10 protein-coding genes are annotated in these 11984 nt (G+C 60.0%); 2 read left to right on the top strand and 8 right to left on the bottom strand.

The features are described from left to right. On the top strand, positions 1 to 289 hold a 289-nt coding region (locus JO015_13350; protein ID MBW0000081.1), incomplete at its 5' end, for a hypothetical protein. 75 nt (positions 290 to 364) lie between these two features. Here JO015_13350 and ssb read toward each other — a convergent pair. From ssb to JO015_13310, 8 genes are all read right to left on the bottom strand, one after another. Continuing rightward, positions 365 to 859: a single-stranded DNA-binding protein gene (ssb, locus tag JO015_13345; GenBank protein MBW0000080.1), complete on the bottom strand. Its 495-nt coding sequence runs from the start codon at positions 857 to 859 to the stop codon at positions 365 to 367. Positions 860 to 874: 15 nt separating this feature from the next. After that, positions 875 to 1189: a 30S ribosomal protein S6 gene (locus JO015_13340; GenBank protein ID MBW0000079.1), complete on the bottom strand. Its 315-nt coding sequence runs from the start codon at positions 1187 to 1189 to the stop codon at positions 875 to 877. A 7-nt stretch (positions 1190 to 1196) separates the two neighbouring features. Continuing rightward, positions 1197 to 1766 (bottom strand): aminoacyl-tRNA hydrolase, encoded by a 570-nt coding sequence (locus JO015_13335; GenBank protein ID MBW0000078.1) that lies wholly within the window; start codon positions 1764 to 1766, stop codon positions 1197 to 1199. 6 nt (positions 1767 to 1772) lie between these two features. Continuing rightward, entirely contained in the window at positions 1773 to 2447 is a 675-nt protein-coding gene (locus JO015_13330) for a 50S ribosomal protein L25 (protein ID MBW0000077.1), read from the bottom strand. Positions 2448 to 2473: 26 nt separating this feature from the next. Further along, complete coding sequence (locus tag JO015_13325) at positions 2474 to 3409, bottom strand: ribose-phosphate pyrophosphokinase (protein MBW0000076.1); 936 nt, start codon at positions 3407 to 3409, stop codon at positions 2474 to 2476. A gap of 108 nt (positions 3410 to 3517) precedes the next feature. After that, complete coding sequence (dnaE, locus tag JO015_13320; protein MBW0000075.1) at positions 3518 to 6937, bottom strand: DNA polymerase III subunit alpha; 3420 nt, start codon at positions 6935 to 6937, stop codon at positions 3518 to 3520. Between the two features lie 393 nt (positions 6938 to 7330). Continuing rightward, on the bottom strand, positions 7331 to 8554 hold the full coding sequence (locus JO015_13315) for a hypothetical protein (protein MBW0000074.1): 1224 nt from the start codon (positions 8552 to 8554) through the stop codon (positions 7331 to 7333). A gap of 23 nt (positions 8555 to 8577) precedes the next feature. Continuing rightward, positions 8578 to 9630, bottom strand: a complete 1053-nt coding sequence (locus JO015_13310) for a hypothetical protein (GenBank protein ID MBW0000073.1) — start codon at positions 9628 to 9630, stop codon at positions 8578 to 8580. A 1136-nt stretch (positions 9631 to 10766) separates the two neighbouring features. Between JO015_13310 and JO015_13305 the strand changes: the two genes are divergently transcribed. Next, positions 10767 to 11519, top strand: a complete 753-nt coding sequence (locus tag JO015_13305) for a L,D-transpeptidase family protein (protein ID MBW0000072.1) — start codon at positions 10767 to 10769, stop codon at positions 11517 to 11519. Positions 11520 to 11984 lie beyond the last annotated feature (465 nt).

Genomic DNA, 11984 nt, shown 5'->3' with positions numbered 1-11984 from the left:
CAGCTTTGAAGGGCTGCTGCCGGCGGCCACCCGGGCCAAGGCGCTGCGGGCGCGGGGGCAGTTTGAACGCTTGTACCTGGTGGTCGATCAGCAGCAGCGCTGGCAAAGCGCGCTGTTGCCGGTGCCGGCCTCGGTGCTGCTGGACCCATTGCTGGTGGGCGAAAAGCGGGAGGGCTTCCGCAGCCGCTATTACCTCATTGACCAGTTTGACCTGACGCACGCCGAGGACTACCTGGCCAGCGAATTCCTCTGCGAGCCGGCTGAATCGCCCCAGACCCGGCCGGCCTGATCGGTTTTGCTTTTCTTCAGTGCTGTGCCGCCGTCCAGCTGCACGCAGGCCCGCGGCGCCGCCGGCTTGCCGTTTTCAGAACGGAATGTCATCAGGCTCGGCGTCGAGGTCCGGATCCCGGGCCGGTTGCGGGCGCGGTGCCGGGCTGCTCCGCCGGGCCGGGGCCGACGGCGGGTTACCACCGCCGGCAGGATGATCCCCCTGTTCTCCCTCACCGGGTACATTGGCGCCGCGTCCCGGAAGCATTTGCATATTCTCGCCGACGACCTTGAGCTTGGAACGCTTTTGGCCGGTCTGCTTGTCGTCCCAGGTATCCAGTTGCAGCCGGCCTTCAATGAAGACGCCCCGTCCTTTGGTCAGGTATTGCTGGGCAACCTCAGCCTGCCGTCCCCAGAGAGTGACGTCCACGAAGGTGACTTCTTCACGGCGCTCGCCTTCCTCGCCGCCCCCGATCACGCGGTTGATGGCGATACTGATGTCGGTCACGGCCGTTCCTTTCGGAGTGTAACGAACTTCGGGGTCACGGGTAAGGTTCCCCATGAGCAGGACACGATTGAAGTAGGCGGCCATAACGAGTGATTCTAACTATTCAGCAGGGGTTTTCTGGGCTTTTACCGGCAGCGTCTGATAATGCTGCAGGAATACGATTGGATCGAGCTTAAACTTGTTCTGCAGTTTGATGACGAGGCCGGAGTCGGCGGTAAACACAAAGTTGACGTAATAGGCCGAATCGAGGTGGCGGGGCGCATAGCTCAGGGCCCGTTTATCCATCTTCTGGACTTGTTCGACTTGAGCGCCTTCCTTCGTGAATTCGCCCTCCAAACGGTCAACGATATCCTTTACGCTGTCTTCCTGCCCGCGCGTGTCGAGCGCCATCAGACATTCATAACGCTTTTTCATGGTGTAATCAATTATCTTCTGCTCGGTTAAATACATTCATCGCTGCGGTAATCCCATGGGTGCAGGTGTGTTCCACAGCGTCGGCTGCCCGCGTCACGGCTCGGGCGACCTGATCCTGCTCCTCACGCCGGAAACGGCCCAGGACGTGGTCCACCAACTGATCGGCGCTGGTGGCCGCGCCCACCCCGATGCGCAGCCGGGCGAAATTTTCCCCGAAATGCGCGATGATCGAGCGCAAGCCGTTGTGGCCGCCGTCGCTGCCGCCTGCGCGCAGGCGGAGCCTTCCCAACGGGAGGGCCACGTCGTCAACCACGACCAGCATTTCTTCGGACGCAACCTTGTAAAACCGGCTGACCGCGCTTAAACCATCGCCGCTCCGGTTCATGTAGGTAAGGGGTTTGACGAGCAGCGCGTCGTCCCAGCGGCACCATTGGCATGACCAACCGGAGGAATACGAATAGGTCAGGCCATGACGCTGCGCCAGGTGATCCAGGACCATGAACCCGGCGTTATGCCGGGTATGATCGTACTCGCGTCCCGGATTGCCGAGTCCCGCCACCAGTCGCACCCCGGCCATGCAGCCTTAGGAGCCAGCCCCTTCTTTGGGTTCGTCTTCCTTCTTGGCGGTAATGACTTCGGGAGCGGTAGGCGCTTCCGCAGCGGCGGCACCAGCGCCCTCTTGTTCCACGCGCGACTCGAGGACGGAAAAGACGGTGAGGTCCCCATCCGTTACGGCCGTTACGCCGGCCGGCAGAGGCAACTCCCGGACGTGCAACGAACTCCCGATGTCGAGGCCGGAAACGTCCACGCGGACGCTGGCGGGCAAATCTCTCGGTAAACATTCGACTTCGAGACTGCGCAGGGTGTGCTCAAGCAGGCCGCCCCGGGTTTTCACGCCCACCGGTTCGCCGACCGCTTCGATCGGCACTTCGGCCGTGACCTTCTCGGTGGCCGAAACCGCCTGGAAATCGACGTGGACCAATTCGCGTTTAATCGGGTGATGCTGCACTTCCTGAATAAGCGCGAGCGCGGGACCCTCCCCCTGGCCGTCCTGGAAATCCAGTTCGACGAGAATGTTCTCGCTGGCGGCGTGGGCCAGAGCGGATTTCAGCTCGCGGCTGCTTAGTTTCAGGGGAACCGGTTCCTGCCTGGGCCCGTACAAAATGCCCGGTACAAAACCGGCCGCCTTAACCTTCTTGACCGCATTGCGACCGATCTCGGTGCGCTTCTGCACGGTTAATCTTACTTGTTGCGCCATGATGTGATGATGATCCTGATCCCTAACTAGCTAGCGTTGATTCTGAAAAGCGAGCTGACCGACTCGTTCGAGTAGATGCGCTGGATCCCTTCTCCCAGCAGTTCAGCGATCGACAGCACCGTGATCCGGTATTGATCGGAGACCTGAACCGGGGTGCTGTCGGTGGTGATGAGTTCAACAATTTGGGAGTTCTTCAGGCGCTCGTGCGCGATGCCGGTCAACACCGCGTGCGACACACCCGCATAAATATCTTTTGCGCCATGCTTCTTCAGCATGGCCGCCGCGCTGGTCAGCGTTCCCGCCGTTTCCGTGAGGTCATCAACCATGACCACGTTCTTATCCTGGACATCGCCGATGACGTGCATCGCCTCAGTCTCGGTGGGGCTTTTCCGGCGTTTCCCAACGATGGCCAGCGTCGCACCCAACGCCTCGGCGTACGCCGAAGCGAGCTTAAGGCCACCCACGTCGGGCGAAACGATGGCCAGATTCTCCAGTTGCTTTTGCCGGATGTACCGGATCAGGACCGGGGCCGCGTAGAGGTGATCGACGGGAATATCGAAAAATCCCTGAATCTGCTGGGCGTGAAGGTCCAGCGTAAGTATCCGCTGCGCCCCGGCTGCGTGCAAAAGGTTGGCCACCAGCTTCGCCGTGATCGGAACCCGGGGTTGGTCTTTACGATCCTGCCGCGCGTACCCGAAGTACGGGATGACGGCCGTAATCCGGTACGCGCTCGCCCGGCGGAACGCGTCGATCAGGATAAGCAGCTCCATCAGGTTCTGATTGGTCGGCGGACAGGTGGGCTGCACGATGAAAACGTCCCGTCCCCGGATATTCTCATTGATTTTGACTCTTGTCTCACCATCCGGAAACGAACTGACGGTGGCATCGCCGAGCGATACGCCCACGGCATGGCAAATTTTCCGGGCGAGCTCAGGATGAGCCCGGCCTGAAAAGATCTTCATTTCTCGGTTAAACGTGGTCATAACCAGGGAGAAGGGAATGAGGACAATAATAGGAAAACCGGGCTTTGCAACGCCCCAGCGTTACACCCCTGCGGGCAGAGGGCGAGGTCAAGCCAGCAATTCCGCCAGCTTTTCACGGAGGGACGCATCGTCGCGAACCGCGAACCCCGCATCGGCTTTGAGGCGAAGCTCCTGGCCGTCCAGGCGGCGAATCCTGAGGAAGAGCGGTTGGGTGCCGGGAAATTGCTGGATCAAGCGCCGCAGTTCCATCAGGCGGGCTTCATTGGCCTTCTCGTACGGGATGTCGATGGTCAACGCTGCGACCTGCTGGCCGCGGGTGATTGGGCCGACGTCATTCGCCACGAGCCGGGCGTTTTCCTCCCGCCGGTCGAGCTTCGCGGAAACGGCCACGATCATGCCTTTCTCGATGTGCCGGGCGGCCTTGGCGTAAGTCTCGCCCCAGACCATCACTTCGACCTGACCGCTGAAATCCTCGAGGCAAACGATGGCGAACGGTTTGCCCTCTTTCTTGGTAAATTTTTTCTCGACGGCCGAGATCGTGCCTGCGACCTGCACGCTGCTCTTGTCCTCGTGATTGGGAAGGTCGTTGATGGCGACGTATTTGCCGCCCGTGACCAGGTCGCGGTATGCATCGAGCGGATGGCCGGTCACGTAAAAGCCGAGCAGTTCCTTTTCGTAACTGAGTTTCTCGGCGAGGGTCCAGGGGCTATAGGTGACCACCTCCCGGGTTACCTTCGGCGACGGCGCAAGCTCGAAGTCGCCGAAGAGTGACACCTGTCCGCTCGCCTTATCTCTCTGCAGGGACGCACCCGCCGCGAGGGCCTGATCAATCCGCGCAAAGAGCTCGGCGCGGTCCTGGCCGGCAAAATCGAATGCGCCGGCCCGGATCAGATTTTCCAAAATCTTGCGGTTGACCGATCGCGAATCCAGGCGCGCGCAATAATCCTCGACGGATTTGAAATCGCCGTTCCTGGTCCGCTCGCGGATCGCCGATTCCATGGCTCCTTCTCCGATGTTCTTGATCGCGGCGAGGCCATACCTGATCCCGCGTTGTTCCGCGGTTGATTCCGGCACGAACTTCAGCTGGCTCCGGTTCACGTCGGGCGGCAGGATCCGGATGCCGAGCCGCTGGCACTCGGCGACGAACACGGCGATCTTATCCGTGTTATTGACCTCGTTACTGAGGAGGCCCGCCATGAACTCAACCGGGTAATTGGCTTTGAGGTACGCGGTCCGGTAACTGATCAGCCCGTAGGCAGCGCTATGGCTTTTGTTGAAGCCGTACCCCGCAAATTTCTCGAGCAGGTCGAAGATGGCGTTGGCCTTTTTTTCTTCGATGCCGTTCACCCGTTTGCAGCCTTCGATGAAGTTGACCCGTTCCTTGGCCATCTTCTCCTTGTCCTTCTTGCCCATCGCGCGGCGAAGAAGGTCTGCCTGCCCGAGCGAATAGCCGGCCAGGACGTTGGCGGCCCGCTGCACCTGCTCCTGGTAAATCATGATGCCGTAGGTGTCGGCACAGACGTCCCGGAGCAACGAGTGCTCATACTTGATCTTGGTCAGCCCTCTTTTACGCTTGATGTAATCGGGGATGAGTTCCATCGGCCCCGGCCGGTACAAGGCGATGAGCGCAATGATGTCGTCGATGCTGTTGACGTCGAACTGCTTGCACAGGCTCACCATCCCGCCGGATTCAAGTTGGAACACGCCGATGGTTTCACCGCGGTTAAGAATTTGAAAAGTGGCTTCATCCTCCAGGGGAATGGCGTCCAGGGAAAACTCGGGTTGGCTTTGCCGGATCAGGTTGACCGTGTCCTGGATCACGGTCAGGGTTTTCAGGCCCAGAAAATCCATTTTCAGCATGCCGAGGTCCGTGAGCGGGCCCATGGCGTACTGAGTAATGACCTCATCGTCGTTGCCGCGACAGAGGGGGATGTATTCGTCAAGGGGGCGATCCCCGATCACCACGCCGGCTGCGTGAATGCCGGTGTTGCGGGTGAGGCCTTCCAGCACGGTCGCATAGCTCCAGAGTTGTTCCGTGGCCGGTTCATTGGCGATGGCCTGCTTCAACTCCGGATTTTTCTCGTAAGCGCCTTTGAGGGTCATCCCGAGTTCATTGGGAATCATTTTTGCGATCCGGTCGGCATCCCCGTAGCTCAGGCCCATGACGCGTCCCACGTCTCGAGTCACGCTTTTGGCGCCAAGGGTGCCGAAGGTAATGATCTGGGAGACGGCCCGGGTACCGTATTTTTGGCGGACGTACTCGATGACCTCGCTGCGCCGGTTCTGGCAGAAGTCAACGTCGATGTCCGGGGGACTGACCCGTTCGGGATTGAGAAAACGTTCGAAGATGAGGCCGAACCGCAACGGGTCCAGGTCCGTGATCTCCAACGCGTAGGCGACCAGCGAACCGGCCGCGGAACCTCGCCCGGGCCCGACCGGAATGCCGTTTTCCTTGGCGAAGTGAATAAAATCCCAGACGATGAGAAAATAGCTGGTAAATCCGGTCTTCGCCAGGATCGACAGCTCGTATTCGAGGCGTTTGCGCAGGTCTTCGTCGTTCTCGGCGCGTTCGCCGTAACGTTTGCGCAGACCGTCAAAACAAAGCGCGCGCAGGTATTCTTCCCGCGTCCTGCCCTCCGGAGGCGGGTAGGCAGGGTACTTGGAAACGCCGAAGTCGAGTTTGACGTTGCACGCTTCGGAAATCCGCAAAGTGTTGCCCAGCGCTTCGGGAATCTCACCGAAGAGCGCCGCCATTTCCTCGCGCGACTTGAAATACACCTCCGTCGAGTAATGCATCCGGCGCTCGTCGTGCACCATCGCGCCGGTGCCGATGCAGATCATGACGTCGTGGGCTTCGTGATGGCTTTTCTCGAGGAAGTGCACATCGTTGGCCGCAACCAGGCCAAGACCGAGTTTTCTCGAGAGCGTGACCAGGGCCCGATTGCAGGTCTGCTGCGCTTCGATGCCGTGATCGTGAAGTTCGAGGAAAAAGTTTTCCGGCCCGAAGATGTCACTGAATTCTCCCGCGACGTTTTCGGCTTTTCTGAGGTCTCCCTGGACGATGGCGACGTTGATTTCGCCTTTCAGACAGGCACTCATGCCGATGAGCCCGGCGCTGTAGCGCGACAGGGCGTCCTTGTCGATCCGCGGCTTGTAATGGTGGCCGTCCAGGTGCGCCATGGAGACCAGCTTGACCAGGTTCCGGTACCCGTCGGCGTCCTTCGCGAGCAAGGTGAAATGGTAGGCGGCGTCGCGGGCCGAAGTGGCGCTCCTGTCGGTCATGGATCCCGGCGCCATGTAGACTTCGCAACCGATGATGGGCTTGATCCCCGCCTTGGTGGCTGCCTGATAAAATTCCACGGCACCGAACATGTTGCCATGATCAGTGAGGGCGACGGCCGGCATCCCGAGTTCGACCGCCTTTTTCATCAAATCCGGGATGCGGATCGCGCCGTCCAGGAGTGAATATTCGGTGTGCAGATGCAGGTGAACAAAGGGGTCAGCCATGGAGCCTACACTCTAGTCACACCGCGAGCACGGAGTAAAGAATCACACGGTCACACGGCGGGCACAGCGGGGTTGGCGGGCACAACGTAAGAGTTCACACGGTCACACGGCGGGCACAGCGGGGTTGGCGGGCACGGCGTAAGAGTTCACACGGTCACACGGCGAACACGGCGACCACGGCGGGAAGAGGAGAGAGTTCGGAGTTCGGTCACACGGCGGGCACAGCGTAAGAGTTCACACGGCGAACACGGCGGGCACAGCGGAGGAGAATCACACGGCGCCGCGGCGGAACACGGCGACCACGGCGGGAAGAGGGAGGAGGGGAAAGAGTTCGGAGCGGCAGCATGGGGGGGTGGGTGCGAGTGCCAACGTTATAGTTGCCGCCGTGTGCCCTTAATCTGTGTCAATCTGTGTAATCTGTGGATGTTTTCCCTTTTCTGCGTTCTTCTGCGTGTTCTGCAGATGATTCTGGCTTCCCGCCGTGTGACGGCGTGTCCGCTCTGCCCGCGCTGCGGCTGCCCGGCCGGAGCCTTTCGGGGTTTCTGAACGGACGTGAAATGTGACCGGGCTTTGTTTGATCTCCACCGGAAGGGGTTCCCGGGACCACCTGGCCCATTCCTGCCGCAACCTGGGGATGCTGACCGACAAAAATTCGCGAGCGCGTATGGTGCCCATCGGCACCGCGCATTTCAGGAGCACCTGTTCAACCTCGACGGTCTCCTGCACCGGACTGCGCTGGAGCCGGAAGCCGGGCACCGCTTCGCCTCGCTCCAGGTAATCAAAAATGGCCTCCTTGAGCCGCCATTCGTCTTCGACGAGTTTTTCCAGCCGGCGGTAGGCCGTATAGAACTGGCCAAGCTTGACCGGGTCCTGCTTCAGCCGCTCGATTTCATAAACGAGGCGGTCGACCGGCTGTTCTTGCGGGGCTACAGGTTCCGAAGGGGAGGCGGCCATCGCCCTTGAAGCATCATTCAGCCAGACCGGGCAATGGGCGCGCGCACCGCACCAGTCGCAATAAATGTTCGCCACAGGTTCTTCGCGGCGTTTAGCGAGAAAACGCCGGTGCAGTTGCACGACGCGGTCTTCGGCCTCAACGGACGGAATGTTGTACTCGTTGGCGACCCGCAGGTCGAGGTAGATTTCCAGCCACACGCAACGGCCTTCACCGGCTTTTGACATCAGGGCGCGGCCATAGGCGGCAAACTGTGCGGAATAGTCGCGCTGATCGCCCGTCTTGAAATCGATGCCCCAGAGCTCGGTCCCGGTACGACCCCAGGCGTCGACCACGCCGGCCGTCAGGATGGCTCCATCCGGACCGGCGATCTCCACGCCTTCCTCGACCCCGTGAACCACGATGCCGCGCCGGGCGATCTCATTCAACCCCCAAAGCACGGTTTCGCGCGCTTCCGCATCCGGAATTTCGCCGGGATCCAGCTCGTCGTTCAGGACCTGTTCAAGCCACCTGTGGAGCTGCTGACCGCGGTTCGCTTCATCGCTCGCCGCGGCGTCCCGTTCCACAAAATGGATGCACTGCTCAAGCCGGGGAAAGTTGGACGGTCGAAACCCCTGATCACGCAGCCGCTTTCCCTTTTTAGGCTTGAGGTTGGGGTTGGGCATACGGCATCCGGGTGTGGCCGCCCTCAGGCGACCACCTCATCCGTGATGAGTTCCCGCTCGACTTGGTTCTCCGTGCCTTTCTCCTCCGCGTAGTCGAAGCTCTTGACGTAAAACTTGCCCGGCTTCGGCGACGGCTCGACGACCGCGCGGATTTCCTGGCCGGTCGCGTGCAGAAGTTCCTCTCCAAGGTTCTGGTCCGTGGTTTGGAGCTGCTGCCCGTTCACCTTGGCGAAGTAATACCGTTTGCCCTGGTAATCATTCGGCCAGGCCCGTTCCACCACGCCGGTAACAGTCTGAGTCTGAGGCGCGCGTACCGGCGGCGGAGTCTGGGACGCCGGTGTTGCCGGCGCCGACGACGCCCGCGCGGGACGCGCCAACGCCTGCCGGCCATGATCGAGCTCGGTCTCCCGGAAAAGTTCCGGGTTATCTTCCGTGTCCTGCGTGAAGATTTCGCTTGCTCCGGAGGCCGTTAAAACCGCGTCGACCATCGCGCGCTTCTTGGCGATCTTAAGGACCGTGTTATAGAAGTCGTACGGTGTGTACTTGGCTTTAATCGGCTGGCCGTGATCGGTGTAACGGTCTTCCGTCTGGACCCGGAAACGGTACTCCATCGTCGAGGCGGCTCCCACTCCCTCGCCGACGACGCGGCCCGTCGGGATATGGAACAGTTCACAGGTCAAGGTGAACAGGAAATGGCCGTTCTCACGTTCGATGAGCATCGATTGCTTCGGGTACCGGGTTCCCAGCTGAAAAAGGGTGCAGATCAGCTCCGCACCGGGTTTCCAGAGGGACGGCTTCCTGGTGCCGGGAATCGTGCCGTGATGCTGCCCCTCAACCATGCAGCGTTTCATGGCCTCCTTGATCAGGTTCACGCGTTCAACCAGGGTGTCGATGGCGATTGCCTGAATCAGCAATTCCTTCGACGAAACGGTCTCCACCGCAACAGGAACGGGCGCCAGCTCGGCGCCTTCAGGGTTACTGGACGCCTCGTGGGCGAGGGCCGGATCCGAGTTGTCGGCGTTAAAGCCGGTTTCGGGGCGCTCAGGCGACGATTTCTTATTTTTACTGGTGCTCATTTGATCGGGTGGTTGGGCTGTGCGGCAGGCCAACCGGTTATGTTCAAGGGGGGGATCACTCCAGCGCCGCGATCACTGGCAAATCTTTGTTTTTACTGGGGATGAGAACCGGCGTGAAAAACGGGGCGGCTTCATCTCGTGTATCGACGAATGACAACCGGCACTTCAGACCACGTTCGATGAAATTTTAGTCGCCATTTCGGCTTCAGCGGCTCAAGGCCTAATTATCACTCATGCATGGTTAAATAGCAAATGATAAATCGAGAAAAAGCGATATGATGCGAAACTTTTTGCCCGGATTTTGTCCATTTGCATCGTTGTGACCGGCCCGGCGAGGTGATCGGCCGGGCTTTTTTTTACGCTTCAGGCCGAATCGCTGAAAACCGGCGGAATGGCTCTTCCGCAGAGGTGGCGGACGAATTCAGGGCACGGTTTAAAACGTTCGTGGCGGATCCGTGCCGGGAGCCGATGGAAAGGGTTCCCGAGCCAGGGGCGGAGGGCGCCGCTCCCTGCAACGGGAGCGCCCGCTGATATGCAAAAGTAATTACCATTTGCTCAGATATCGTATCGATTGGCAAATCGATCATGCCGCTCCAGCGGAACGCCGGGTTTTATGGAAATCAGATTGAGGAAGGGCCGGACACGATCGTCTCGCCCGGGCCACTCGTCTGTCTTAAGGCGTCAGCACCTTTACAAATTTGCATTGAAGCTGGTCTGTGGGCAGCGCCCAAAACGGAGAAGTTTTTTACCCGGCAATGCCCGTGCAAAACGGGACTGCAAGATGCCCCGAAAACGAAAAAATACCAGTTTTTTGTGGCGAAAAATGGAACTTTCAGCTAAAAAACCAGGTTTTTTGTTTTTTCGGTCCGGACGCGGGTTCGGGGCTTGATCATGTTCATCTGAACACTAATTGCACAACTGATCGGGAGATCAACCTGGAAAGATTGACTCCCCGGGGGTGCTGCAACGTTGCGGGCGGCATGAGAAAAGGCAGCGTTCCTTCGGTCAACACCGGCTGCCGGCCGGGTGCCGTCCATGGAGCTTGAGTGGAGTAAAGCCGGGTTCCCGCTTAACCCGCCGGAAGGGCGTTTAGCGTCTTGCCCTTCGAGCAGCCGGAGTGCAACCTCGCGGGTGGAATGAAAAAAGCCACCTCAGCTGACACCGGCGACCGTGCTGAGCCGGATGGCGCCGCCAAAACAAACGCGAAACCGGCAGCGAAAAAATCAGCGCCGTCCCGATCGGCCAAAGGTCCGGCGCAACCAGCCGCGAGCCCGGCAGAACCTTCGCTCAAGGAACGCATGGCGGAAGCCAGGAAGCTCGAGGCGCAGGACCGCGCCAAGCCGCCGGCTACCCCTGCCGGCAAGGCGAAAAAATCGAGGGTTACGAGGTTCGCGCCGGCGGTTGCCGCCGAAGCGTTGCCTCCCCTGCGCAACAGCGATTTTCCGAATACTTACATCAAACAGATTTCCGTTCGGCTTAATGACCCGGATCATTCGGTCACGCTGACGTGGGCAGGGCCGCAGGCCGAAGCGCAGGAGACCGGACCTTTTCGCAGTTCACCGGGCGCCGGGTTAAAAGGCCTTAACTGCGACGATACGGGTACCAGCAGGCGCTCCGGGAGCAAATGCACGCCAAAAGGGACCTTCACGGTTTCAGGATTTGCAGACCACCTGAACAGTGATGCGCGGGCAACCTACGTCACCTGGTTCGTGCGCGCCCGGGGCATCGCCCTGCATTACTACCCCTCAGCCCCGAAATATTCGGCGTCCCACGGGTGCGTTCGCCTCGAGCTGAAGCGCATCGCGCAGTTGATCCAGAGCAATTCCCGCACCGGCCTGACGAGCGTGGTCATCGACGGCACGTGGACAAAGCCGCCCAAGCAATGGTGATAATACAGCGGCCACGGCGATCGGGCGGGCACAACGTAAGAGTTCACACGGCGAACACGGCGAGCCACGGCGACCACGGCGGAAAGACAGAATCATCCGCAGAACACGCAGAAGAACGCAGAAAAGAGGAAACGTCCACAGATTACACAGATTGACACAGATTGACACCGATTGAGGTCACACGGCGGCCGCAGCGGGTTTGGCGGGCACAACGACAGAGTTCACACGGCGAACACGGAGAGCCACGGCGGGAAGACTAAATGCTAAGCTTGACATGGGCGGCTCTCCCCCAAGCTCGTGGCCGCCACCCATTACCCGTTACCCGTTACCCGACACTTCTCCTCATTTGTGGCATTCTCCATAAGGTCCCGCGCCTGGCTCTGGCAAATCGTGTTGCTCCTGCCGTCGCTCTGGTGCCTGCTTTGCGTGCCGCCGCTTTGGCGTGACACCGACGGATTCAATCAG

Source organism: Verrucomicrobiota bacterium, from assembly GCA_019247695.1.
Classification (GTDB): Bacteria; Verrucomicrobiota; Verrucomicrobiia; order Chthoniobacterales; family JAFAMB01; genus JAFBAP01.
Note: the sequence above shows the minus strand (reverse complement) of the source record. Positions and strands in the feature narration are given on the sequence as shown.

Coding starts and splice junctions, on each gene's coding strand:
- JO015_13340 (MBW0000079.1), bottom strand. CDS start 1,189: ATGAAAAAGCGTTATGAATGTCTGATGGCGCTCGACACGCGCGGGCAG.
- ssb (MBW0000080.1), bottom strand. CDS start 859: ATGGCCGCCTACTTCAATCGTGTCCTGCTCATGGGGAACCTTACCCGT.
- JO015_13305 (MBW0000072.1), top strand. CDS start 10,767: ATGAAAAAAGCCACCTCAGCTGACACCGGCGACCGTGCTGAGCCGGAT.
- JO015_13310 (MBW0000073.1), bottom strand. CDS start 9,630: ATGAGCACCAGTAAAAATAAGAAATCGTCGCCTGAGCGCCCCGAAACC.
- dnaE (MBW0000075.1), bottom strand. CDS start 6,937: ATGGCTGACCCCTTTGTTCACCTGCATCTGCACACCGAATATTCACTC.
- JO015_13335 (MBW0000078.1), bottom strand. CDS start 1,766: ATGGCCGGGGTGCGACTGGTGGCGGGACTCGGCAATCCGGGACGCGAG.
- JO015_13330 (MBW0000077.1), bottom strand. CDS start 2,447: ATGGCGCAACAAGTAAGATTAACCGTGCAGAAGCGCACCGAGATCGGT.
- JO015_13325 (MBW0000076.1), bottom strand. CDS start 3,409: ATGAAGATCTTTTCAGGCCGGGCTCATCCTGAGCTCGCCCGGAAAATT.
- JO015_13315 (MBW0000074.1), bottom strand. CDS start 8,554: ATGCCCAACCCCAACCTCAAGCCTAAAAAGGGAAAGCGGCTGCGTGAT.